Below are 25,415 nucleotides of genomic sequence, written 5' to 3'. Positions count from 1 at the left end.
TTAGGGGGTTAGGTATAAATGTTTATTATTTTTATACCAATTAACAGTTTTTATAATTCCTTCTTCAATATTAATTCTAGGTTCCCAGGAAAGAGAGTTTTTTATTTTTTGCACATCCGCTTCAGGAACCCATCTTTCATTTGTTCTAGAGGAAATTGCACCGTAATTTGGTCTGGAATTGGTTTTCAAATGTTTGAATAATAATTCTACATAATGTTTCAAGGGGTGAATAGTGCCGCTCCCAATATTAAAAATTTCATTTTGTACAGTAGTATTTTCTACTGCTAGGATACAGGCATCTATTACATTTTCTATATAACAATAATCTCTTAATTGATTACATAAAGTTAAATTTACATCTTTGTTTTGTAATACTCGCAAGATTATATAGCTAAAAATTTTATGCGGCTCTTCGCCTTCTCCGAATATGCCAAAAGGTCTTAATGTTATAAGATTAATATTGTTTTCGCTAGCAATTTGATGGGCGAGTATAGTAGCAGCAGCTTTGGTACTTCCATAGATATCCACAGGAGTTAGTAACATATTTTCATGAATAGGTTCCATCTTGTTACCGTATTCAGAACTACTCCCAAAATTGATGATTTTTTTACAATTCACCAATTTTGCTGCTTGAATAATGTTACAAGTCCCTATAACATTTGTTTCTATAGCATGGATGTAATCTGTATGGGCAGAATTTACACCATAGGCTGCCAGGTGAAAGATATAATCGGGATTAATTTTCTTTATTGCATCTTGTACTTGTTTTTTATCTCGTATATCTATTTCATAGGTTTCAATATATTTTAGAATATCCTTTAGTCTCCAAGAGTTTGATGGTGTTCTTATGAAAAGAACAATTTTTGCTTGTAAATTTAAAAGTCTTCGTGCCAAGTGAGAACCAATAAAACCGTATCCACCAGTAATAAGGAAAGTTTTATTTTTAAATGAAGCAATCATAGTGATAATCTATCCTTTATTAAGATGTATTTTTAGTTGCTGAAATAAATAGATTTATTTTTAAATAAGGAAAGTATCAGTCTTAATTGTGATGAGGGGAGGGGTATTTAAAATAATTTTTTATTGTTGTTGTATCAATTTGATCAGCAAATAAAGAGGAGGAAGGTTTTTGAAAGGTATTATGAAGGGTATGACATGTCTTATTCAATTGTTCAATATAAGGAATGTATATATAATCTAAAACTGCTGGAGGTAATTCTAAAGTTTCGTGTTTCCATAAATCGAACTCATTTGGATTAATAATTTGCATACTTCCAAAATGAAAAGCTATTAATTCATCTTGATCAATAAAAACTTTATTATCTGTTTTGGATATAGAACTGCTATTTAAAATGACATTCCAAGGTGCTGCATCAATACCTCTATGAGTCATGATTTTTATATTAGAAAAGATGTTAGGAATGTGATTTAAATATTTTTGATCACCCCATCTATCCATTTCAACATCATAATGATTATTACAATATTCTAGGCATTTATCTTTCCACCATGTTAAAATTTCTTTACTATTTTGATCGTTTTTGAAGCCTACTAAACCAGCTTGGTATATACCGTGTATGCTTTCAATTTCAGTAGAGCTTCTTTGAGGGCAAAGGAATACAGAGTATTTCCACCACTCATCAAGAATGATATTAGGTGCTGTAAAGAAATACATATCAGCATCACAATATATAATGTGATCAACTTCCGGATAAAGACTAAGGACATGTAGACATAGGGGCGCTTTTAATGTCCAACAATACTCTTGTAAACTTCTATCATTTTTTATACTGAGGAGTTCATGATTTTCAATTTCTTTTACCGGAATTAGTATGGCGTGCTTTAATTTTAATTTCTCTAATATTTGATAAGTTAGATCATCCATACAACAGATCCATACAGTAAATTTAGCGTTGAAATTTTCTAAGGAATAATAAGAGGTCAATCCTTGAATTAATCGTTCTTTACTTATAATCATGGAAAAGTTCATAAAATGATTGGATTGATTCATTTTTCTTCTTAATTGTGAATCTTTATATAAAGTTTGAGCTTTATTTATATCTTTTTTACTTAAAAATTGTTTAGTATCTTTATTGAATTTATCCTTTAATTGCTTTAAAATAAATTGAATTCTCTCTAAATACGGAGTGTAAATATGGTTTAATATATTATTGGGTATTGAAATTTCTCCCAAAGACCAAAGATCAAAATCATTTTCAGTAAAGATAGTAATACATGCAAAATGGTAAACAACTAGTTTGTCGTTTTCAATAAATATATCATTTTTAGTCTTGTCAATTTTATAATCGTTATTATATATACAGTTCCAAGGCGCAGCATTTATACCTAAGTTATTTGAAATTTTTACTTTTGGAAAATATATAGGGATATAATCTAAATACTTTTGGTCTCCAAATTTCCCCTCTTCAGCCTCGGCACTGCACCAATCTATACATTTATTTTTCCACCATCTTACACTTTTTAGTCCATAGAGATCATTCTTAAATCCAATTAGACCAGCCTGATATTTTCCGTACATTTTTTCTACCCAATCACGATCTCTTTGGGGGGTTAGGAAGATAGAATGGTCACCCCATTCCTCAAAAATAATATTAGGGTCAGAGAAAAAGCATAAATCACCATCACAATATAGAATAGATGGTAAATCATAATTGACCAATAAATATTCTATCAAGACAGATTTTAAAGTCCAACAATATTCATTTACTTTTCTTTTTCTCTTAATTGCTTTTAGTTCACGATCTTCTAATTCTTCAACTTGTAAAAGGTTTACATTAGTTAAACTCATTTCTTTTAATAGTGAATATGCAAAAGGATCTATACAACAAATCCACAATGTGAATTTTTCTGAGTACTGCATTAATGATTGCTGTAAAGCAATAATTTTCAAGACATACTCACTACCTACAATGACGCAGAAATGATTATTTAGATCATGTTGTTGATTATAGAATTGGGGATTAATTCTTTTTTGAGTATTTTTTTTGGAGAGATTTGAAGCTTTAATTCCTGTTGAAAGTGGGTTAACTATTTTCTCATTAGAGGGGATGTACAATCGAGGTAAACTTATTTTTTTATCATTAGAGTTCAATGCTTATTCAGTCCTCTCCACTAAAATTTATTTGGATTCCAACTTTCATTTACAGTTTTTAAATCTTTAGGTGTATCGACACTAGCCCAAAAGTCATTGTGTTCATAGACGGCGAGCTCATTGTCTTTTATTAAATTTCGAAGAGGATCTTCTTCTAGAACACAATCATCATTATTACTTAAATAATTGAATATTTCTTTGTTAAATACAAAAAAACCGCCATTAATTACTTCATCAAGTAATGGTTTTTCTTTAAAATCAATAGCAATTCCATCTTCGACCGCCAATAGGCCGTATTGACTATTTTTTTTAATTCCAGTTAATGTAGCAATTTTTCCTTTTTCTTTATGGAATGCTATTAGTTGATCAATATCTATATTGGCTAATCCGTCACCATAAGTTAATAAAAAGGTTTCACCCTGTACAAAGGATTCAAGTTTTTTTAGTCTTGCCCCGGTCATTGTATCAATTCCTGTATCTATAAAGTGTATATTCCAATTTTCTAATTTCTGAAGTAGCGTATATTGACTGGTTTTAAAATTCAAACTAAAGTCATTCTCTTTCCAGCTAAAGTCCATAAAATATTCCTTAATTTTCTCACCTTTATATCCTAAGGGTAAAATGAAATCAGAATGTCCATATTTTCTATACCAATTCATTATATGCAAGAGGAGAGGCTTTCCTTGAACTCGAACTAATGGTTTGGGAATGTCCTCTAAAATTCCTTGCATCCGAAGCCCTTTTCCGCCACACAAAATTATGACTTTCATAGATTTATTTCCTTCCTCTCTATATATTTTACTAATTTAAACTATGTAGTTTGTTTGGTAAATGTATACACGGTTGTACCATAATGACAATCAACTAAAAAAAATATGTTAGATTTATAATTCAGATGCTGATTAAACGTGGAGAATACACACTGTAGTTTATCATTAATTATATGTAAATTAGGTTCTTTTAAAATCTATGCTTTAGTTTATTTAATATTAATGAAAGAAATTGCTTGTTCTTAAGATAAAAGAAGGGGAAGGAAATCAAGGGAATTGAAGAAGCTTATAATGAAATATCCAAGAAGACAAAATATAAGATAAAGTATGGAAGTAAGTAGTCGTGAATGCACTACATAAGCAGAATATGCTGATCGCATAAATGATTATACAGAAATCAATAGAAGAATAACAAAGGGAATTAGCCATTTAAAGGAAAATGGAACAACTATTTTTACATTTTATAAATTCAAAAAAGAGCACCGCATAAAGGTGCTCTAGTGATGGAACTAATTTTGTAAAGAACTATTTATTCAATAAAGAAGGACTTACGAATTATTATATGAACGTTTTGTTAATTAAGTGTGTATCAATTAGACAGGAATTTTATTTTTCTACACCTATTTGATTTTACGGGCCAAATCATGTTAAAAGTAAGAAGAAAATTATTAAGTTAATGTTATTTTGTTTAAAATAACATCCCAATCGGAATCATCACCTTCCCATCTATCCTGATAACGTGGGAGTTCAATTGAACAAACCCTCGATATTCCCCAATTTTGTTCAACAATATTAGATATACCCTCCTTGAAATTAACAATAAGAATATTAAAATCCTTATTTGTAATTTTAGATAATACGTTTTGTAATTCAACCGCTTCATCTCGATTTCCCCAAATTCTAATGAATAAAATGGATTCACTACTATTTATTTTTTCAAGGAATCGATTAATTCTAGTGTCTAATTTAGCTTTAAAAGAAGGATAGGTTGATTTCAAATCCTTTTCGGAATTAATAGGAAAATCATGCATTGAAAAACAATTATAATAAGTGTCCTTTATACAGTAGGTAATTCGTTCTGCCCATTTAATTTGATTATCAAATTCTGATTCAATAAGACCGTAACTTTCGGAACCTTCTATAACCATATTTTCCAACTTCATGAATTTTTTAAATCGATTTTGAAGTAATCTGTTTACATCTGAAAGTGATGGATAATAAAACCAATCTAAAGGTCCAGAAAATGTTCTTAAATTGTGTCTTTTGATTTGGTTGGTGACTTGACACAATCCTCCTAAACTTACAATTACGCCATAGGATTTTTGTATATCTTCTAGGTTCATCCTCATCATCCTTTATAAAAGTAATTTAAATTATCTGTTCAGTATATGATGCAATAACATATTGATGTGGACCTATATATCACAGTACATAGAGCTAAGACATTTGTATAAATTTAAAAAGTCAAATACCTAAGTTGAGGGATTTCATCTTTGACGTTATATCATGGAGTTATTATTGGAATGAAAGCTGGTAGGGATATTGCGCCAGAGTTATATATTCTCCAGTAACTTAATTTAGAAACCTGTTCTTGATTACTGTAGTAAAATTGTTGTTCTTTTAAAAGAATCCTTAGATAAAAAAGAAAAATCTATTGGCTAGCATTTAACCAGTAGATTTTTCTTTTCATCTTCATAGTTTTCCTGCCTCTCTTAAAGTTATGATATATAATCTTTTAAAGACTGACACGGTGCATTTTTTTTCATAATGCACGCAAAAAAATCAGTTTAAGAATTATGTGAAATCGTGTCAAAAAATTAAAGGTAATTATATATGTATTTAAGATGATATCCATCTGCGTGTATTTTTTTAAATTTTTAGATAAATGCAATGATAATGGCTTCTTAAGAATTAATTTAGCACCTTGTTTATTTAGAAAAGCCCTATAAACCATTTAGTTCATAGTAAAAGTAATATATTTGATATTAAATGTCTTGCATAATGCGATGAAATTTCACAATTTTTTATCAATATATACAGAAAAAAAGTAACGAAACTTAAGTGATATTTAATACTTTTCATATTTGTGAAGTATGTGAATTTGTTTATTATAACATCTAAGATGTTAGATGTTATTTTTTAAACATTACTTATCCGGATTCATGAAAAGTATTTTAATATATTTTTTATTTTATATAACAATATATAGTTTTGATATTAAAACTAAAATATGGAAGTAACATAGGGGATTTACGCATATAGTAATGTTGATGGTAAAATTAACAAAATTTTCATTTGAATCAGATAAAGCTATGATGTTTTTAACTTATAATAATGTTACTACGATGAAAAAATGGCTACTAATTAGTTAATTTAAAAATCAATTTTAGATAGGAAGAGGATAATGAAGACCAGAGATAGTTATAAAATTATTGTAATTGGTGCTGGGACAGCAGGACTATCTTCTACTGCACATTTATTACGAAATGTACCCCTATTGAAAGAAAGTATAGCAATTATTGATCCATCAAAAAAACATTACTTTCAGCCACTATGGAGTTTAGTGGGGGGAGGAATTGTTTCAAAGGAAAGTACGATGCGTAATCAGGAATCGCTTATTCCAAAAGGGGCAACGTGGATCCCTAAAAGTGTTGTTAAGTTATTTCCATCTGAAAATAAGATACTTTTAGATGACGGACTGCTACTTGAGTATGAAATTCTTATTGTAGCAGCTGGTATACAAATAAATTGGGACAGTATTAAAGGCTTAAAAGAGTCTATTGGCACTAATGGGGTATGTAGCAATTATTCTTATACATATGTTGATTCTACTTGGAGAGAAATCGAAAAATTTAAAGGAGGAAATGCGCTTTTTACCCACCCTAATACTCCTATTAAATGCGGTGGTGCTCCACAAAAAATTATGTACTTAGCAGAGGAGTATTTTTGTAATAGTGGTTTAAGAAACAGAAGTGAAGTAATGTTTTATTCTGCAAACAATAACATATTTCAGGTTCCAAGATATGCAAATACTTTAGAACAAGTACTAGAAAGAAAGCAAATTATAACGAATTATAATAAAAATCTAGTGGAAATTATCGCCGAAAAGAGAGAGGCAATTTTTGAAGATACGCAAACACTAAAAAGAGAAACCGTACCATATAGTATGATACATGTTGTTCCGCCAATGGGGCCACCTAATTTTATTAAAGAGAGTGAGATAAGTGATCATCAGGGGTGGGTAGATATAAGCCCTTATACTTTGCAGCATGTGCAATATAAAAATATTTTTGGACTTGGAGATTGTACCAATTTACCTACCTCTAAAACTGGAGCAGCAATTCGAAAACAAATACCCGTCTTAAAACAAAATATTATGGACGTACTTAGCGGAAGAGATTTACAGGCTAAATATGATGGATATACATCATGTCCGATTGTTACAGGATATAAAAGTCTTATACTTGCTGAATTTAACTATGAACATGAGCCTCAAGAAACGTTTCCATTTAATCAAGCGAAAGAACGGTATAGTATGTTTTTACTTAAAAGATATATGTTGCCATATATGTATTGGAATTTAATGTTGAAAGGGATTCTATAGGAGAAGATAAAAAGTGGTTACAAAAATTGAAAATTAATTTGAAATAACTAATTGGAGGGAATAGCTATGCTTTTAAAATATTTTTATGATGAAAAATTAGCACATGCTTCCTATTTAGTCGGTTGTCAGAAAGAAGGCGTAGCAATCGTTATTGATCCTAGTCGCTATATAGAACAATATATAGAATTTGCTAAGAAAGAGGGGATGGAAGTAATTGCTGCGGCTGAGACCCATATTCATGCTGATTTTCTTTCTGGGTCTAGAGAACTTTCTAATCTTTACCATGCAAATTTATATGTATCTGATGAAGGAGATTGTGATTGGAAATATCAATATCTTAACGAAGGTCGATACAAATTGGTTAGAGAGGGCACAGAGTTTAAAGTAGGTCATATAAAATTTAATGTAATTCACACCCCAGGGCATACGCCTGAAAGTATTTCTTTTTTAGTAACTGATACAAGTCAAAATAATTATACGAATGATAAACCGATAGGAATATTCACAGGTGATTTTATATTTGTAGGAGATATAGGAAGGCCGGATTTATTAGAAACTGCAGTCGGTATTAAAGATACTGCAAAAATAGGAGCGAAACAATTATTTGATTCTATACAAAAAATAAAAATACTTCCTGATTATTTGCAAATATGGCCATCACATGGTGCGGGAAGCGCATGTGGAAAAGCATTAGGAGCAATTCCAACTTCTACATTAGGTTATGAAAAGATGTTCAATTGGGCATTTCGGTGTAATGAAGAAAGTGATTTTATATCGACTTTATTGACGGCACAGCCAGAGCCTCCAAAGTATTTTTCATTAATGAAGAATTTAAATAAGTATGGTCCGCCAATTCGTAAGAAGAGAAAAAGTACTGCTATTAATACAGTAGAAGAACTTCAAGAAATTTTGAAGAGCGTTTATCAAATAGTTGATATAAGGGATGTAGAGAGTTTTGCTGCAGGTCATATCGAGAAGTCAATTAACATACCTTATAACAATTCTTTCACAACTTGGTGTGGATGGTTATTAGATTATAAAAAAGAAACTTTAATAATTCTAGATGAGGAAAAGGTTAAAGTAGAGGCAGTTATTAGAGAATTTGAATCTATTGGGTTAGATAATATTATTGCTTTTGCACCCTTAAAAGTAATACAAAGACTTGATAGATTTGAAAGTTACAAAGAAAAAACATCGATTGAATTATATCCGCATATAAAAGGTGGAAGCGTTAAGGTTATCGATGTGCGTAGTAAAAAAGAGTGGGAGGAAGGACACCTTCATGATGCAATACATGTCACTTTAGGTAATCTATTTGAACAACTAGATTATATACCGAAAGATTTTCCAATAGTTTTGCAATGTCGAACCGGATTACGTTCCGCTATAGCAGCTAGTATTTTACAAAGAGCTGGTATAAAGGAAGTAGTGAATTTAAAGGGAGGATTTCTTGCATGGAAAGAAGAAGGGCTTCCTTATACAACATGCAATCTCAATGTGTAGGAAAATATTATATGCTAGGTAAGAATAATTAAAAGAAGTTATAGATGACGTGTTAGAAAAGGGAATCATAATTGTCGCAGATTCAGGAAATACATTAGGATTATTAATTGATTATCCAGTTAAATATGAAAATGTAATATTTGTTTTAGCATTAAATAATTTAACATTGGATCCATCTTTTATGGAATGGCAGTGTTGGAAGTACTTAGGTATTATCAATAAGAACCCAATTTAAAATTCTCTTGGATGCAAGAGAATTTTTTTATTGGGAATAGTAAGGGGGAGGGGAGGTGCATTACATATGGGAAAAGGTAGAAGTAATAATGCTGGTAAAAAGCAACCGAATTTTGATGATTCATCTAATTTTGCTAAACAAAGCCAACCGACAGAAAAGAAGAAGAAATAAGAACAGGAGCTCTCTTGATAAAGGGAGCTCCTGTTAAAAGTGGACTGACGTTTCAGAATAACAGATCGATGGATTAACCCAATAGCCATAAATACAAGGTTTTAATTTTTCGAAGGGCACCTAATTTAATATTATTGTCCCGCTTTTTTATACTTATTGACGCGTTAAATCCATTTAAAATGCTCCTTAATGGCGTTGGGCGTGACCTTCATTAAAATTTTTTAAACCTAATGGGACTTACCATTAAGAGGGCGAGGATTAAAGTAATCCATGCATTACTATATGAAAACAATGCCATGCCAGCCAATGATAATCCTGCAGCTGGAATAGGTAATCCCTTAAAATATCCAATAGTTGGTTTAATACTAAATTTAGCTAATCTTAAAGCACCCATTGTTGGGAATAGGATAAATGCCAAAGAAGTTAAAATAGAAGGTGTTGCTATCGTATGAAATAAAAGCGCAGGAGCGACGCCGAAACTAACAATATCAGCTAAGGAATCCAATTCTACGCCAAACTCACTGTTCACTTTTAATTTTCTTGCAATTCTTCCATCAAGAAAATCTAAAACAGCTGAAAAGAAAATGAGAATGGAGGCTGCTCCTAAATATTCACTCATATTCAAGGTGATTGAGAAAACACCGCACAATAAATTTCCAATCGTAAATAAATTCGGTATAACTTTTACAAGCTGATTAAACAAGTTTGTTCCTCCTAAATTAATTAAACTTCACATTTCTGTAGCAATTTCTATATATTCTTCCGTTATTCTTAAAAATATATGACCACTGTATTACTGTAAGCTAATTAAATTTCGATAAGAGAAAAATTGATTTCTTAAATGTTCCACGGGTTTATAAAAATGTTTAATCATTTTCAGTACGCGTTATTGAATATTAGCACCTGATAGTTGATATTTCGAGTAGTCAGGGATTTTCCGGTTCTGGTGCAAAAAATTAAAGGTAATTAAAAATAATCTCTAAAAAGGAGACATAATGATACTATTATTTTAAAAAGGTTCGTGGTTGGTATCGAATATGAAAAAATAGAATTTTTATACAAAAATCACCCGAAAGGGTGCCTTTTGTACCTCTTAAAATGACTGAAGATGTGTTTACTTGAGTTCATTAGGTAGTTAGAGGTTGATAGACTATCTTTAACGAAAATGTTGAGTAGTTCATCTTCATTATATATCAATTTAATAATGATTGGGATTTAGAAAGTTCCATGGAAAGTACATATCAACCTGATTGGAAGATTGGAAATTTAATAACTGGTGATACATTTTACTTAACGCAACATTTTGGTGCGCAAATGAAAATTTTTAAAGTCCACACAAATGGTACCCTAGAACGATTCCAAACAATAGAACCAGAATTAAAATAAAATTTTTGTAGCATCAATTAAATTCATTTCTTTTTATGCAAACACACTTTCAGCGGAACTAACTTCTTCACTATTTTGCGCTGGAAAGACTGTATAAAAAATGGTTACGTTTTCTGATCTTGAAATAACCCTCTCAAATTGCAATCCTGCTTTTTCTAAAAGCTTTACTGCATCAACAATAGAAGTAATTGCTACAAAAGTTTTTCAAATAAAATTTATAAAAGCTTGATAGGTAATACCAAGGGAAAAGACCGTAGCTACTATATGTGCAGTCCATTTAGGCATATTTAAATTTAATACGGTATTGTACAACATTCCATATACGATACAAATGATTAATATGAATGCAATGAATTGAAGAACTAATAAAAATAGCGGTTGTTCCATTTATTCTCACTTCCTTTATTTGATATATTAATATAATTTATTTAAATGTGAAAGTTTTATTTCTATGAATTTCCAAAAAATGTGATATGAAAGGCATAGTAGTAATCACAAGAATTACTGCAAAACTATAAATGGAACTAAAAGTATTATGACGAGATCAGTAAAATAGTAAAGAAGGTCACCATTCACGGCGACCTTCTTTACTATGCGTTATACCCAAATAATTTTAAATCTTCTCCTGAATCTGAAATGATTTTCTCAAATCGTAATCCTACTTTTTCTAAAAGCTTTCCTGAGGCGATGTTATCTACAGAAGTAATTGCTACAATTCGTTTCATGCCAAGCTTTTGTACACCGTATTCGATTATCGCAGAAGCTGACTCGTAGCCATATCCTTTTGAACGGAATGTCTCTAAAAAGGCAAACCCGATATCAACGTTTTCTAATGAATCTCTTTTAATAAGGCCACACATACCAAGTGGAGTGAGATCTTTTTTTCGTTCTACTAAGTAAAGGCCGAATCCAAGTTTGTTATACATATCGATGGGACCGTTTACAATATAATTTTTTGCATCTTCTAAGTTACTAACTCCTTTGTCACCGATAAACTGAATCCATGCAGGATCGTTTACTAACTCAAGAATAAAAGGAGCGTCTTTTATATCAAACCAGCGAAGATTAAGACGTTCAGTTTCAAGAACTATCAATAATTACACCACCTTTAAAAAGTTATAACAATTAGTATGGATTGTGTAAAACAAAAGTGCAACATATTTTAATGGGGGTGTTTGTTCACATAAAGTTCGTTTGTTTTGTATAGAGAGATATCTTATAATTAGGATTAATTGTAAAGAGTGAGATGCTTATACAATGACTCCTAGGTGACTAGGAGTTTTTACTATATAACTATCATTATTACTAAATATGACACACTATACATTCTACTCAAGGAGGTACATAATGAAGAAATTATATAATGCATCGTTTACGTATTTGATTATCGGTTTATTATCAGGGATTTTCGCTAGGGAGTATGGTAAGTATAAAGGGATTTTAGGGTCTACTTTGTTAAATCTTTTGCATACGCATACACTTGTACTTGGCTTTTTCTTCTTTTTAATTGCTTTAGGATTAGCAAAAGTATTCGCGTTTCATGAAGTGCAAGGGTTTAATAAGTGGTTTGTTTTACATAATATTGCATTAACATTAATGTTAGGTTCGCTAGCAGCGAGAGGGCTTCTTCAGTTAAATGGAGCTGACTTTAAAGGGTTAACTTATATTGTAGGATTTTCTCATTCGTTGATGGCAGTTACTTTAATTTGGTTTATGTTGTTAATAAAGAAATCGTTTAAAATGTAGTGAAAAAGAACTTGTAGCGTGTGCTGCAGGTTCTTTTTTGTATGTTCAGGTTTAATAATCTTATTTTTCTAATTATTTTGTATAAAGATGGTATACTTGTTTTAAAATTAAAAAGGAGAGTTGATTATGGAAATAACAATTGAACATGTAGTAAATGAATTAAAAGGCATACTTCCTGAAGATCGAGTAGTAATAAATATGACAGTACGAGAGTTACATAGTAAAGATGAATCTTACCATAGTAGTAGTTTGCCTGATGTAGTTGTTTTTCCAAAAACGACCGAAGAAGTTAGCGCGATAATGAAAATAGCGATTCAGCATGGAACAGCTGTCGTTCCATTTGGAGTAGGATCCAGTTTAGAGGGACATGTAATTCCTTACGAAAAAGGAATTACAATGGACTTTTCTCTTATGAACAAAATACTTGAAATAAGAGAAAATGATTTTCTTGTGAGAGTACAGCCAGGGGTGACGCGCTCTCAGCTTAATAAAGAATTGAAAAAGTATGGATTATTTTTTAGTGTAGACCCAGGAGCTGATGCAACGTTAGGAGGAATGGCTGCTACAAATGCGAGCGGAACGACAGCGGTAAAGTATGGGGTAATGCGTGATCAAGTTCGAGATTTAGAAGTCGTTCTTGCTGATGGAGTAGTAATACATACCGGGAATTTAGCGGCGAAGTCATCATCAGGTTATCATTTAAATGGTATTTTCGTAGGCTCAGAAGGAACACTTGGATGTTTCACGGAGTTAACTTTAAAAGTATACGGTATACCAGAACATGTTATGGCTGCGAGGGCATCGTTTCCAACTATAAATGATGCAGTAGAAGCTGTAATTAACATATTACAGGCAGGTATTCCAATCGCGAGAATTGAACTCGTTGATGAATTATCTATGAAACAAGTAAATCATTACAATGAAACAAGTTACAGAGAAGAACCGACACTGTTTTTAGAGTTTCACGGCAATGAAGCAGGGTTAAAGCAAGATATTGAATTTACGAAAGAAATCGTTCTTGATCATAAATGTATAGAAATTGCGTTTGAGATGGAAACAGCAGCGAGAAATAAACTGTGGGATGCAAGACATAACTTAGCGTACTCTTACGTGCATAGTTATCCTGGTAAAAAGCTAATGAGTACAGACGTATGTGTACCAATTTCGGAATTAGCTGGAGCGATTCAACATGCGAAAGAGGTATTACATAAAGTAGGGCTTATTGGCGGTATTCTCGGTCATGTTGGGGATGGGAATTTCCATGTACTCTTAATGATTGACACAAATGATAAGGAGGAAGTGAAGAAGGCAGACGAAATAAATGAAAGTATCGTTCAGTATGCTCTTAAACGAGGAGGAACGTGTACAGGAGAACATGGCGTTGGAATCGGGAAACGAAAGTATCAAGAAGAAGAACATGGGGAGGCATTATTTGTAATGGGGAAAATAAAGAAAGTTCTTGATCCGCAAAATATTTTGAATCCGAAAAAGGTGTTTCAATTAAAAGATAGGGGCTGAGTGGATGAAAGTAATATAGCTGGAAAGTATTTTGCATTTTGGACCGGCTGCTGCACTCCCAAGTGTATTAGCGGCAGTATGGCATAACATTGCAGGGCCAATATTAGCAACCATCTGGTCAAAAAATGCAAAGAACACTGTCAGCGATGAAAATGTATCAATAAATATAGAAAAATAGGAATGATAAATAATGCAAAAACGTATTGTACATTTTGAAGGAATGGTTGTATTTTTAGCCACGATTTATATGTATTCGATATATGAGTTTAGTTGGATTATATTTTTTGTATTCCTTTTAGCGCCGGATCTATCAATGTTAGCATATGGGATTAATAATCACGTTGGTGCGAAAATATATAATGTATGTCACACATATATCATATCCATATTAATTGTTCTAATAGGTGTCTATTTTAAGATAGATACCGTTATAATGATTGGCTTAATATGGACAGCACATATTGGAATGGATCGAATGTTTGGATATGGATTGAAATATGAGACGGATTTTAAGGATACTCATATTCAGAGGTTATAAGAAAAAGTATTCATATTTACAGCGGGTCTATTAAAATATTGAACAAAATTCAGTGAATGAATTTCGTTCAATTGTTGAGAAATATATATATATATAGATAGATATAAATAATCGAATTATGTTATTTTTATGATAATTAAAAGAAGGAGAGTGGATTTGATGAATATACAAATCACTGGCAATGAATTAATTAATAAGATGCTGAATGATTGGTATCGAGATATTAGAGCTCAACGTATAAGTGAAGCAAAAAAAATAAAAGAAGAGATCGATAAAAAGCTTTATATTATCGAATCAGATATAAAGGTTTCATTTCACTATTATCTGTTAGAATTTCGATATAAAGTGCTAATAGATGGTTTAGGTAATTTGAAAAAAGCTTTTGATAAAATAGATGCATTGCCTAAACCAAATGATGAATATTCTAATTATTATTATTATTTATTCAAAGCCATTCATTATACAATTCTTACTAATTATAGTGAAGCTAGCAACTATTTTGAAAAAGCTGAAGGGTTATTAGAGCATATTTCAGATGAAATTGAATATGCAGAGTTTAATTATAGAGTTGCTATATTAAAATACCACTTGCATTACGCATATTCAGCTATTGAATACGCTTCAAAAGCAAGAGATATCTTTGTTAAACAAGCAGGGTATGAAGTGAACATAGCGCTGTGCGAAAATATATTAGGATTATCTTTTTCGGAATTAAAGCAGCATGATAAAGGTGAGGAATATATTGCGTCAGCAATAAACATTTTACAAAAAAATGATGCTGAAATGTTAGTATTAAGAATCAGACATAATTTAGGTTTATTGTATGCGAGTCAAAATCTTTCAGTTTTAGCAATTAGACACTTATCTGAGGTTTCTAAAAAAATGCCTACTCATTATAAGGCAATCTTTTTAGAGGCAAGAGAATATTATAAATTAGGTGAAATAGAAAAAGCGAAGGAATTAATTGAAAGTGGATTGAAGGTTTGTGAGGAATTAAAAAATGATGAATATAGATATCACTTTTTAATTCTAAAGGGATTTTGTCAACATTTAGAGGTAGAAAAAATAGAAAAAATTATTGTTGAAGGTTTTTCTTACTTTGAAAGAAAAAATTTATCGGAGTATATTCACGAATATACTGAAAGTCTGGCACTAGAGTTTCATAAAGTAGGTAATATAGAAAAAGCAGAAAAGTATTTTTTTATGAGTTATGAAATAAAAAAGAGAATATTTGAAAAAGAAGCATTAAAATAAAGAAAAAACTTGGATTATCTATAATGGGAATAGCAGCTGGAGTTATGGGGTTTTATGGTAGAAGGTCTTTGCAATAAATTAGCTCACAGTGGATATGGTGGAACGTTTATAATTATAAAACCTAATGAAAATCCATATGCTGTCTCTGAAGATACAACGATGCCTGCAAAACAAATCTTCTATTAAACGTGGGTAATTAAACAAGTCACAAATTATAATTTGTGACTTGTTTAAGGTTGGATACTAAATGTGTTGCTTTCAATATTGAAAGCAACTTTTAAGTTTGTGATTAATAGTGAACTTAATAAATTTTGGGTTAAAATAAAAACAAATTTTTAATCAAGTCCCACAAAAAGTACGATAAGGGCGATTCGTCGGTGCAGGTGGAATGCAGTATTCTTCTTGATCTGTAGAATACGCATAAGGGTTTGATAAAGCTTCAAGAAGTTTCTCCATTACGCTATAGTCGTCATTTGTAACAGCTGCTTCTAGTGCTTCTTCTACACGGTGGTTCCTCGGGATGATTGATGGGTTATTATTTTTCATCATCTCGTAGGCGTTTTCTTTCGATTGTTCTTGTCTGTCTAATCGAGATTGCCACAGTTTGTACCATTCTTTAAATTCAGGACTTTTAAATAGAGCTGTATTTTCGATAGCATCAAGAGTTAATGAACGGAATGTATTTGTGTAATCCGCTTTATATTTCTCCATCATTTTTAAAAGTTGCTCAATAAGTGAGTGATCTTGTTCTTCGTTGCTAAATAGTCCTAATTTCTTTTTCATTCCAAGGAACCACTGTTTTTCATACTGTACGCTAAATTTCGAAATTTCGTCTTGAGCGATTTTTAATGCTTCTTCTTCATCTTCGTGCAGAATTGGTATTAAAGATTCAGCTAGTCGTGCTAGATCCCATGCGGCCATATATGGTTGATTTCCATATGCATAACGACCTTGTGTGTCAATAGAGCTAAATACAGTTCCTTGGTCGTAATTGTCCATAAATGCACAAGGACCGTAATCAATTGTTTCGCCACTGATCGTTATATTGTCAGTGTTCATTACGCCGTGAATAAATCCAACAAGTTGCCATTTTGCGATAAGACTGGCTTGTCTTTTAATGACTTCTTGTAGTAATGCAGTATATCGGTTTTCATGAGATTCAATTTCTGGGTAATGCCTTTTTATTGTATAGTCAGCTAGTGATTTCAGGTCCTCTATTGAACCACGAGCTGCAGCATATTGAAATGTACCGACGCGAATATGGCTACTAGCTACTCTAGTTAAAATTGCTCCAGGTAACTTTGTTTCACGATAGGTTGGTTCACCGGTTGTGACAACTGCTAAACTGCGGGTAGTTGGAATATCGAGTGCATACATTGCTTCGCTAATAATATATTCACGTAGCATCGGACCGAGTGCAGCACGGCCATCTCCTCGGCGTGAATAGGGAGTAGGGCCAGAACCTTTCAGTTGAATATCGAAACGCTCACCTGAAGGAGTAATTTGTTCGCCAATTAAAAGAGCGCGACCGTCGCCTAACATATTAAAATGTCCGAATTGATGACCAGCATATGCTTGAGCTAATGGATGAGCTCCTTCTGGGAGTGCATTACCAGCGAAAATAGCAATTTCAGCTTCCTTTTTCAGTTCTTCAGGGGTCAAGCCAAGAGATATCGCTAATGAATGGTTTAGTTTAACTAACTCCGGTGAACTTACGGGAGTAGGGGGGATTTCTGTATAAAATGATTGTGGTAAAGTCGTATAACTATTATCTAAATTCCAACCTGTTTCATTATTTTTAGTCATTGTATCTCCTCCTTTTTGTATTTTAAGTTATGTATTTGTACGTATGTATTCTTTGTAAAGTTAACTAAAAGTATAATATAATATTTCCCCTTGCAATCTATTGTAAGGACTTCATTGCACTATGTCTATTTAACAGCAAATTTAAAACCTCCATTTTAAGAAAATGGAGGTTTTATTATTATTTAATTTTTACAATTATTTTTCCTTTTGCTCTTCCAGACTCTGAATATTCCATTGCTTTTTGCGCATCTTCAAAAGGGAAAATTCGATCGATTACCGGTTTAATTTTTCCGGCTTCAATATAGTTTGCAATAGTACGTAATTGATCCCCGCTTGGCTTCATAAATAAAAATGAATATTGAGCATTATGCTTTTTTTCAAGTGCAGTAAGTTTTTTGCTGGCTAATGAAAATAAGAGAGTTTTAAAGAATCCTGAACCAAATTCTTTACCGAAGCGAGCATTCGGCATACCTGAAACGGAAACAATGTTTCCTCCGCTTTTTATAATATTGAATGATTTTTCAAGTGTTGCACCGCCGATTGTATCAAATACCCCATCATAATTTTTTAGTATATCTTCAAATTTTTCTGTTTTGTAATTAATAATTTCATCTGCGCCAAGAGACGTTACTAAATTCGCACCAGCTTCACTAGCAGTCGTTGTAACAGTAGCACCCATTATTTTTGCTAACTGAATAGCGAAAGTACCAACACCACCGGACCCAGCGTGAATTAAAATCTTTTGTCCTTTTTGTAATTGCATGATGTCATGTAAAGCTTGATAGGAAGTTAAGCCAACGAGTGGAATCGAAGCCGCTTCCTCAAAACTTAGATTTTTTGGTTTTAAAGCAATATCATCTTCATGAATGGCTATATACTCCGCGAAAGTACCAATCTTATTTTTTCTTGGACGAGCATATATTTCATCACCGACTTTAAAACGAGTCACTTTTGATCCAACCTTCGTGATGACACCGGAAAAGTCATTCCCAAGGATTAGAGGCATTTCATATTTCAGTAACATTTTAACTTTTCCATCACGTATTTTAAAATCAATTGGGTTAATACTAGCTGCATGAATTTCTGCGAGCACTTCATACTCATTAATTTCAGGAGTAGGTACCTCTGCCATACGCATTGGGACTTTTCCATATCTATCAATTATCATTGCTTTCATATCTTATACCTCCAAGTTTTAATAAAAGTTTTGCAATAGCTTCTCAATATCTAATACAAGATTTTTTAATAAACCTAATTTTGTACGTATATCAATATAATAAAAATTTTTTGTACCTTCTTTTCTCATTAAAATAATGCCAGCTTCTCGTAAAATCTTAAGGTGATGTGATACTGCTGGACGGGAAAGGTGTGTTTGCTTCGTGATTTCTCCTACACGTAATCCTGTTTGACATTCCGTTTCCATTAGCACTAATAAAATAGCTTGACGTGTTTCATCACCAATTGCCAATAATACTTTTTGAGAATCAATAAAATCTTTTTTTATAATATTTAATTGTTCTTGTTTATTCATTTCAATCACTTTGCCTCCAGGTAATTAGTCGAAAGGTTTAAGATGATAAACCATTATTTCGATACGGTAATGCTACATGATTGTTGCATGAGGTGCAATATTGAGAAAGAAAATCGAGACGAATGAATTTTTTATTGTTGAAAATTATAGGGAGATAGAAAAGGGATTGGAAGGATTACATAACACAATAGATGAAGTTTTAAAAACAAAAAATGATGTAACAATAAAATAAGCGGTCGTAACCTTGTATAATCCATAAGGTTACGACCGCTTATAATGTTTGTATTATTTTTGATTTTTACGATAGAACATGGTTCAACGTAAAGTACATTCTTTTGTTTTACACTTTCATACAGACACAATTCAGGTAGATTATAGATGTATGAAAAGGTAAAAGGAATTTTGGGGCGTAATCTATCTATATGATAATTCAAAATGAAATATAAGTCTATATTTTAATGTTTTTTTTGATTATATTTATGTCACTGTGCTCAGAACAATGATGTGGAGGGTAAATATATGAAATCGAATTATGTACCAGTTTTAATTGTTGGAGGGGGATTATCTGGGTTAGCGTCTGCGTTATTTCTTGCAAAACATAACATTGAGTACTTACTTATTGAAAGGCATCCATCTACTGCCATTCATCCGAAAGCAGGTGGTCTTACTTTACGTACAATGGAGTTATTTCGAGAATTAGGCTTGGAACAAAGAATTAAATTGGCAGGTAAAGCATTAGAGAACTGCCGAGGAAGAATAGCGGTTCATACAATAGCTGAAGCGAATAAAGAAGAATTGGAACAAATGAGAGCGACGCAATACAGAAACGATGAAGAGTTACTTCAAAAAATAGAAAAGATTAGTCCATCAAAACAAACTGCATGTTATCAAATTATTTTAGAAGAGATGATGTTACAAGAAGCAAAAACGCTAGGCGGACAACTATCTTTTTATCATGAATTAGTTTCATTTGAACAAAGTGAAAACGGGGTAAAAGCAAAGCTTCGAAATCGTGAAACAGACAAAGAAAGTGTCATACATTGTGACTATGTAATTGCAGCGGATGGAGCGAAAAGTAAAATACGTGAGCAGTTAGGGATTAAAACTGAGGGTCGTGGAACCATTGGTGGCTATTATATGAATATTTATTTTGAAGCTGATTTAAGAGAGTTTATACAAGGAGACGCATTCGGTTTTTCGATGATACTTCATCCGGAGGTTCTTGGTGCACTTATCCCGGTTGATAACGTAAAAAAATGGATTTATCATGTAGCCTACGATCCATTAAAAGGAGAGGGGCTAGAGGACTTCACTATAGAACGTTGTAAACAAATTATTCAAATAGCAATTGGAAGTACAAATGTTGAATCAAAAATATTAAGTGTTTTACCGTGGAAAGCGGCCGAAAGTACAGCGGTGAAATTTCAAGGGAATCGAACCTTTTTAGTTGGAGATTCAGCACATATTATGCCGCCAACAGGAGGATTTGGTTCAAATACAGGAATACAAGATGCGCATAACTTAGCTTGGAAATTAGCGGCTGTTATAAAAGGGAAGGCAAAACCAAAACTGTTAGAAACATATCATGAGGAGAGACACTCTGTTGCAAAATTAACGACAGCTTATGCAAGTAGTTTACTGTTTCGTGCTGCGAATAGAGAGGAAGGCAGTTTGAATAATATGGATGGTTTAGCTGTTACAGTTGGATATCAGTATGGTTCAGAGGCAATTATAGATGATTCAGTCACTCCGCATAGAATGGATAGCATAGAGTTGAACGGAAGACCTGGAACGCGAGCGCCACATTTATGGGGAACGTATGAAGGGAAGAAAGTTTCTACATTAGACTTATTCGGTAACAGTTTTGTATTACTTACAGGAGTAGAAAATAGTTCTTGGGCTGAGGCAGCACATGCTGTTTCAGCTAAATTAGGAATACATATAAAAGGGTATCGTGTTGGCTTAAGTGGAGACTTTGTTGTTCCAGAAGATATTTTTAGCAAATTATATGGTATAGAGAATGGAGGTGCTGTATTAATTAGACCAGATGGCTTTATCGGATGGCGTTCGGAAAAAACGGTAGTAAATCCAGATATAGTATTGGAAGGGGTAATGAGAAATTTATTATGTGATTTTTAAGTAACTACAGAAATATTGTTTTATGCGCTTCACTGTACTGAAAAAAATATTCACAAATTTCAATAGGTTTGATATGATTAAATTCGACAAGTTAATAGAGGCCGGAGATATTTGAGAAAAGCCATAAATTTATTTAGGGACACAGGAGTGTATTCTAAATAATTTATGGCTTTTTTTATTGAATGAACCGTACAAAATAGGGAGTTACATGTGAAAAGGAGGGCTATAGAAATTAAATAGGATAATACTAGTTTTCTATATTAATAATATAGAAAACATTTGTAAGATTGGAATTTTAATATAGGTTTATAAAAATAATGAAAGTGTGTCTTCTGTTTCGTATAAATCTCATTAGCTTGTTGAAATTTGCAACGTAGGAAGGGTTAGAAGGATGAGAAAGATTATTAGCGTTTTAGTTATTTTCTTTATGACGGGAAGTATCTTTGCTGGGGGAGCTGTTCATGCGAAAGCAGAAGGAAAGCATGAATGGAATACGAATAAGTTTTTAAATATTGCACATCGCGGAGCAAGTGGACATGCACCTGAGCATACTTTTGCTTCTTATGATTTAGTGAAAAAAATGAAAGCGGATTATTTAGAGTTAGACATTCAATTAACAAAAGATGGCCAATTAATTGCAATGCATGATACAGCAGTTGATCGCACTACAAATGGAACAGGAGAAGTACGCGATAAAACGTTAAGTGAAATAAAGAGTTTAGATGCTGGGTCATGGTTTAATAAAGCGTATCCAGAAAAGGCTAAGCAAGAGTATGTTGGGCAAAAGGTTCCAACTCTTGAAGAAATATTCCAAAAATATGGAAGAAGTATGAAGTATTATATTGAAACAAAATCACCAGATGTGTATCCAGGAATGGAAGAGAAATTGTTGGCGTTGTTACAAAAATATAATTTAGTAGGCCAAAACATGTCTTCTAGCCGTGTTATGATTCAATCATTTAGTAAAGATAGTTTGAAAAAGATTCATAGTATGAATGAAAATATTCCGTTAGTTCAATTGCTTTGGTATTATCCAAATGAAAACAATGAAATTGTTGAATGGTCTGGTATTACACATGAACCGAAAAGTGTAACAAATGATGATTTTCAAGAAATTAAAAAGTATGCAGCTGGTATTGGACCAAACTTACGTAATGATAACGGAGAACTAATTATTGATGAGTCATATATGAAAATGGCTAGGAAAAATGAACTGTTAATTCACCCTTATACAATTAATGAGAAACCCGATATGAGACTGTTAATCAAATGGGGTGCTACAGGAATGTTTACAAATTATCCGGATCGATTACATAGTGTATTGAAAGAAAAATAAGTAAAAAAGGGTATACCAGTGTTTTAGGTATACCCTTTTTAATCTAACTCCCCGATAAACAGAATCTCTTTTTCATAGCATTCATCTGCATCATAAATAATTTCTTGAAAGTGAAGCGTTTTGAAGGAATGACAAACTGATATTTTCCATGTCTCCCAAAAATCAATTTCATTTGAAAGAAGAATCCATTTTTGAAATTCACTATCTCTATTAAAGAAATTATGAAAGTAGTCCTCATTTTTAAATATAATGATTTCCGAATCCCACAAATTATTTATAGAAATCAAAACAACAACTCGATATGTATGTGTATCGCTCGGTTTCATATTTATTAAATGATTTGCTTGATTTAATAAGGTTTGAATACATAACCGTTTTACTTTTCTAGGTGTTTTACGAGAGTCAATAAAAGCTTGCGAAACTGGCAATAGCATATTCCAATATTCATCGTTATAGAAAGTAGAAGGGAACGTTTTTGTATGTTCCTCAATTCGGTTTATCATAGTGTTTGTTTTTCGGTTCATACCACGTATTTTCTTTTCACGCATTGTGAGTCATCTCCATAAATTTTTGTAATGCAGCAGAGTGATATATATCTTTTCTAGTAATAAAAGTAGTAGGAACTTTTTTGAAGCTATTTGGTAAAGGATTGAATGATATGTCATGTTTATGACCACTTAAAATAGACTTCATCATAATTGCTATGCCCATACCTGATTTTACACATGCGAGAATCGCTTCAATTGTTCCAAACTCTAATACTCGCTTAGGTGAAATTCCTTCTTCTTGAAGCCAATCTTCTAATAAATTTCTATAATAGCACCCATGACTAAATGCAAGTAAATTCATGTCTCCTATGTCTTTAAAGGAAGATAAAGGCTTTTTGCTAATGAGAACTAATTCTTCTTCACGAAATATATTTGTATGAAGTTCAGCATGCTGAGTAGAGCCAGCTATAAACGCTCCGTCCAGTTTTCGTCCTAGTACAAGCCTAATCAATTGTTCCGTCGTATTTGATTCTAAAATCAATTCGACTTTTGAGTATTTCTCATAATAGGCCGTTAATATAGATGGAAGTCTTACAGCGGTTGTAGATTCTGTACATCCAATTTTTAAAGTGCCTCTTGGTTCGATCCCATTACTTTGAACTGCTTTAACAGATTGATCCATTAAGTAGATAATTTGTTTGGCGTATGTTAATAAAATCTCACCGTTAGAAGTTAAAGTTACACCTTTTCCGTTTCGGTAAAATAAAGGCACACCTAATTCGTTTTCTAGTTGTTTCATACGCATTGTTACGCCAGACTGTACATAGTTTAAATTTTTAGCTGCGTGAGATATGTTTTTTTCTTTCGCAACTTCGTAAAATACAGTTAAATCTTTTATATCCAAATATCATCCCTCCAGAAAAGGTATCATTTTTTTTGATGAATTACATGATAAATCTTTATTTTATATGATATCAGAACTTTCATACAATGGAAGGGGATGGAGGGATTATTGTGTTAATGGAAGAAAGGGTGAATAGTACTTATAAGTGGGTTATGTTAATTTTTGCGACGGTTGCTCAAACAACAGCGACACTTATAACGTATGGTGTTGGAGCGTTTGCTTTATTTTGGAAAGAAGAATATGCACTTACGAATACGGAGATTGGATTGTTAGTAAGTGTTGTAAATATAGGACCGCTATTTTGTATGCTTTTTGTCGGGCGGCTACTTGATCAATACAATGAAAAGTTGTTAATTTCGATAGGTTCATTTTTACTAGGAGGTTCGTTTTTACTGACTAATATGGTCAATGGATTTAATGGGTTACTCTTTGTACTTTTATTAGTAGGAACGTTTTATAGTGTTTCGCAGCCAGGAGGAAGTAAGGTGATAATGAAGTGGTTCTCAAAAGAAAATCGCGGGTTAGCGATGGGGATTAGACAAGCCGGTATACCGATTGGTGGTACATTAGCGGGAGTATTGATCCCGGTTCTTACAATAAAATATAATATGGCCTATGCGGTAAATAGTATTGCATGTATTTGTATAATTGGAGGGTTTTTATTTTTTATATTTTATAAGGAACCATATATTCAAGAGAAAGTTAAACAAGAACGTAGTAAACTTTCTTTTTGGATGCAGTTAAAAGAAGTGATGTGTAAAAAAGAGTTATATGCAATTTATATAACTGGCATTTGTATGATTTCATTGCAAATGGTGTTAGTTGCGCACTTTATAAAATTTTTAGTATTGGAACAATCAATCACGCCAATTTTAGCTGGAAAAGTATTTTCCGTTATGTTCTTTTCTGGAATGGTTGGTAGGGTTATATTAGCAGCTACTAGTGATTTATTTTATAAGGGGAATAGGCGTACCCTCTTATTTATAACTGTTTGTATTTCTATTTTCTTCATTCTAATATTAGTAATGAGCATACATACAATAACGAATGTATTGTATGGTGTAAGTGCATTGTTAGGGTTCTTTTCAATTGGATGGTTTAGCCTTTTTATAACTGAAGTTGCGGAATCAGCAAGTGAAGAATCGGTAGGGATGACAGTGAGTTTTGCACTTACATTAAATCAAATTGCCATTATTGCTGCGCCTGCTTTATTTGGTTATATTGTAGATAAGAAGGGATATACGTATGCGTGGTTATGCATAGTTGTATTACTAACTATTTCAGCGGTTAGCTTATATAGGAAGTATAGAAAATGAAGGAATGTTAGTAATGTAAATCTTTTATGAAGAAAGTCTAAAGAAATGTTGAATGAGC

At 32.2% G+C, this 25,415-nt stretch carries 24 protein-coding genes and 1 pseudogene; 13 read left to right on the top strand and 12 right to left on the bottom strand.

The window, feature by feature from the left end:
• The 4 genes from ACTFRU_RS05755 to ACTFRU_RS05740 all read right to left on the bottom strand — a co-directional run bounded on the left by ACTFRU_RS05755 (position 1) and on the right by ACTFRU_RS05740 (position 5,225).
• On the bottom strand, positions 1-960 hold the full coding sequence (locus ACTFRU_RS05755) for an NAD-dependent epimerase/dehydratase family protein (RefSeq protein WP_000561952.1): 960 nt from the start codon (positions 958-960) through the stop codon (positions 1-3).
• Positions 961-1,042: 82 nt separating this feature from the next.
• Complete coding sequence (locus ACTFRU_RS05750; RefSeq protein WP_440037535.1) at positions 1,043-3,112, bottom strand: glycosyl transferase; 2,070 nt, start codon at positions 3,110-3,112, stop codon at positions 1,043-1,045.
• Between the two features lie 20 nt (positions 3,113-3,132).
• Positions 3,133-3,882: a sugar phosphate nucleotidyltransferase gene (locus ACTFRU_RS05745; protein WP_000864434.1), complete on the bottom strand. Its 750-nt coding sequence runs from the start codon at positions 3,880-3,882 to the stop codon at positions 3,133-3,135.
• A 668-nt stretch (positions 3,883-4,550) separates the two neighbouring features.
• Positions 4,551-5,225, bottom strand: a complete 675-nt coding sequence (locus ACTFRU_RS05740; RefSeq protein WP_001047153.1) for a papain-like cysteine peptidase — start codon at positions 5,223-5,225, stop codon at positions 4,551-4,553.
• Between the two features lie 1,061 nt (positions 5,226-6,286).
• Between ACTFRU_RS05740 and ACTFRU_RS05735 the strand changes: the two genes are divergently transcribed.
• Together ACTFRU_RS05735 and ACTFRU_RS05730 are read left to right on the top strand one after the other, a co-directional pair.
• A complete protein-coding gene (locus tag ACTFRU_RS05735) occupies positions 6,287-7,486 on the top strand; it encodes an FAD/NAD(P)-binding oxidoreductase (protein ID WP_025708911.1) in 1,200 nt (399 codons plus the stop codon).
• A 66-nt stretch (positions 7,487-7,552) separates the two neighbouring features.
• A complete protein-coding gene (locus tag ACTFRU_RS05730) occupies positions 7,553-8,989 on the top strand; it encodes an MBL fold metallo-hydrolase (protein ID WP_025708910.1) in 1,437 nt (478 codons plus the stop codon).
• A 617-nt stretch (positions 8,990-9,606) separates the two neighbouring features.
• Here the strand turns inward: ACTFRU_RS05730 and pssA are convergent.
• Positions 9,607-10,098, bottom strand: coding sequence for a CDP-diacylglycerol--serine O-phosphatidyltransferase (gene pssA / locus ACTFRU_RS05725; RefSeq protein WP_000483080.1), 492 nt, complete (start codon positions 10,096-10,098; stop codon positions 9,607-9,609).
• A 524-nt stretch (positions 10,099-10,622) separates the two neighbouring features.
• On the opposite strand from pssA, the gene ACTFRU_RS05720 reads away from it, so the two are divergent.
• Positions 10,623-10,781 carry a DUF5065 family protein gene (locus ACTFRU_RS05720; protein ID WP_000446433.1) on the top strand — a complete coding sequence of 53 codons (159 nt, stop codon included), beginning with the start codon at positions 10,623-10,625 and terminating at the stop codon, positions 10,779-10,781.
• 204 nt (positions 10,782-10,985) lie between these two features.
• Here the strand turns inward: ACTFRU_RS05720 and ACTFRU_RS05715 are convergent, their stop codons facing one another.
• On the bottom strand, positions 10,986-11,168 hold the full coding sequence (locus ACTFRU_RS05715) for a hypothetical protein (RefSeq protein WP_000437513.1): 183 nt from the start codon (positions 11,166-11,168) through the stop codon (positions 10,986-10,988).
• 203 nt (positions 11,169-11,371) lie between these two features.
• Positions 11,372-11,875 (bottom strand): GNAT family N-acetyltransferase, encoded by a 504-nt coding sequence (locus tag ACTFRU_RS05710; protein WP_000636209.1) that lies wholly within the window; start codon positions 11,873-11,875, stop codon positions 11,372-11,374.
• Between the two features lie 253 nt (positions 11,876-12,128).
• Between ACTFRU_RS05710 and ACTFRU_RS05705 the strand changes: the two genes are divergently transcribed.
• The 6 genes and pseudogenes from ACTFRU_RS05705 to ACTFRU_RS05680 all read left to right on the top strand — a co-directional run bounded on the left by ACTFRU_RS05705 (position 12,129) and on the right by ACTFRU_RS05680 (position 16,023).
• On the top strand, positions 12,129-12,527 hold the full coding sequence (locus ACTFRU_RS05705) for a DUF2871 family protein (protein ID WP_000737896.1): 399 nt from the start codon (positions 12,129-12,131) through the stop codon (positions 12,525-12,527).
• Positions 12,528-12,653: 126 nt separating this feature from the next.
• Complete coding sequence (locus ACTFRU_RS05700; RefSeq protein WP_025708906.1) at positions 12,654-14,045, top strand: FAD-binding oxidoreductase; 1,392 nt, start codon at positions 12,654-12,656, stop codon at positions 14,043-14,045.
• 34 nt (positions 14,046-14,079) lie between these two features.
• Positions 14,080-14,223, top strand: a pseudogene (locus ACTFRU_RS05695) (bile acid:sodium symporter family protein); the annotation flags it as partial.
• Positions 14,224-14,235: 12 nt separating this feature from the next.
• On the top strand, positions 14,236-14,583 hold the full coding sequence (locus ACTFRU_RS05690) for a DUF4260 domain-containing protein (protein ID WP_001172063.1): 348 nt from the start codon (positions 14,236-14,238) through the stop codon (positions 14,581-14,583).
• 159 nt (positions 14,584-14,742) lie between these two features.
• Complete coding sequence (locus ACTFRU_RS05685) at positions 14,743-15,837, top strand: histidine kinase (RefSeq protein ID WP_025708904.1); 1,095 nt, start codon at positions 14,743-14,745, stop codon at positions 15,835-15,837.
• A 54-nt stretch (positions 15,838-15,891) separates the two neighbouring features.
• A complete protein-coding gene (locus ACTFRU_RS05680; protein ID WP_033695106.1) occupies positions 15,892-16,023 on the top strand; it encodes a hypothetical protein in 132 nt (43 codons plus the stop codon).
• A 153-nt stretch (positions 16,024-16,176) separates the two neighbouring features.
• Here the strand turns inward: ACTFRU_RS05680 and ACTFRU_RS05675 are convergent, their stop codons facing one another.
• The 3 genes from ACTFRU_RS05675 to ACTFRU_RS05665 all read right to left on the bottom strand — a co-directional run bounded on the left by ACTFRU_RS05675 (position 16,177) and on the right by ACTFRU_RS05665 (position 19,183).
• On the bottom strand, positions 16,177-17,643 hold the full coding sequence (locus ACTFRU_RS05675) for a protein adenylyltransferase SelO (RefSeq protein WP_025708902.1): 1,467 nt from the start codon (positions 17,641-17,643) through the stop codon (positions 16,177-16,179).
• Between the two features lie 178 nt (positions 17,644-17,821).
• Positions 17,822-18,820: an NADP-dependent oxidoreductase gene (locus ACTFRU_RS05670; RefSeq protein WP_025708900.1), complete on the bottom strand. Its 999-nt coding sequence runs from the start codon at positions 18,818-18,820 to the stop codon at positions 17,822-17,824.
• An 18-nt stretch (positions 18,821-18,838) separates the two neighbouring features.
• Complete coding sequence (locus tag ACTFRU_RS05665) at positions 18,839-19,183, bottom strand: ArsR/SmtB family transcription factor (protein ID WP_000571870.1); 345 nt, start codon at positions 19,181-19,183, stop codon at positions 18,839-18,841.
• 91 nt (positions 19,184-19,274) lie between these two features.
• Between ACTFRU_RS05665 and ACTFRU_RS05660 the strand changes: the two genes are divergently transcribed.
• The 3 genes from ACTFRU_RS05660 (at position 19,275) to ACTFRU_RS05650 (ending at position 22,649) form a co-directional block, all read left to right on the top strand.
• A complete protein-coding gene (locus ACTFRU_RS05660; protein WP_001227549.1) occupies positions 19,275-19,406 on the top strand; it encodes a hypothetical protein in 132 nt (43 codons plus the stop codon).
• A 287-nt stretch (positions 19,407-19,693) separates the two neighbouring features.
• A complete protein-coding gene (locus ACTFRU_RS05655) occupies positions 19,694-21,313 on the top strand; it encodes an FAD-dependent oxidoreductase (RefSeq protein ID WP_025708897.1) in 1,620 nt (539 codons plus the stop codon).
• A gap of 391 nt (positions 21,314-21,704) precedes the next feature.
• Positions 21,705-22,649, top strand: a complete 945-nt coding sequence (locus ACTFRU_RS05650) for a glycerophosphodiester phosphodiesterase (RefSeq protein ID WP_025708896.1) — start codon at positions 21,705-21,707, stop codon at positions 22,647-22,649.
• 38 nt (positions 22,650-22,687) lie between these two features.
• On the opposite strand, the gene ACTFRU_RS05645 is transcribed toward ACTFRU_RS05650, so the two are convergent.
• Positions 22,688-23,197, bottom strand: coding sequence for a DUF3916 domain-containing protein (locus tag ACTFRU_RS05645; RefSeq protein WP_025708894.1), 510 nt, complete (start codon positions 23,195-23,197; stop codon positions 22,688-22,690).
• Entirely contained in the window at positions 23,190-24,041 is an 852-nt protein-coding gene (locus ACTFRU_RS05640; RefSeq protein WP_025708893.1) for a LysR family transcriptional regulator, read from the bottom strand. The genes ACTFRU_RS05645 and ACTFRU_RS05640 overlap by 8 nt, the downstream gene beginning before the upstream one ends.
• A gap of 86 nt (positions 24,042-24,127) precedes the next feature.
• Here ACTFRU_RS05640 and ACTFRU_RS05635 point away from each other — a divergent pair, with 86 nt between their 5' ends.
• Complete coding sequence (locus tag ACTFRU_RS05635; RefSeq protein ID WP_033695104.1) at positions 24,128-25,357, top strand: MFS transporter; 1,230 nt, start codon at positions 24,128-24,130, stop codon at positions 25,355-25,357.
• Positions 25,358-25,415 lie beyond the last annotated feature (58 nt).

It is taken from the genome of Bacillus cereus group sp. MYBK220-1 (assembly GCF_051916445.1).
Taxonomy (GTDB): domain Bacteria; phylum Bacillota; class Bacilli; order Bacillales; family Bacillaceae_G; genus Bacillus_A; species Bacillus_A cereus.
The sequence above is the reverse complement of the archived record's forward strand: the minus strand, read 5'-3'. Positions and strand labels throughout refer to the sequence as shown.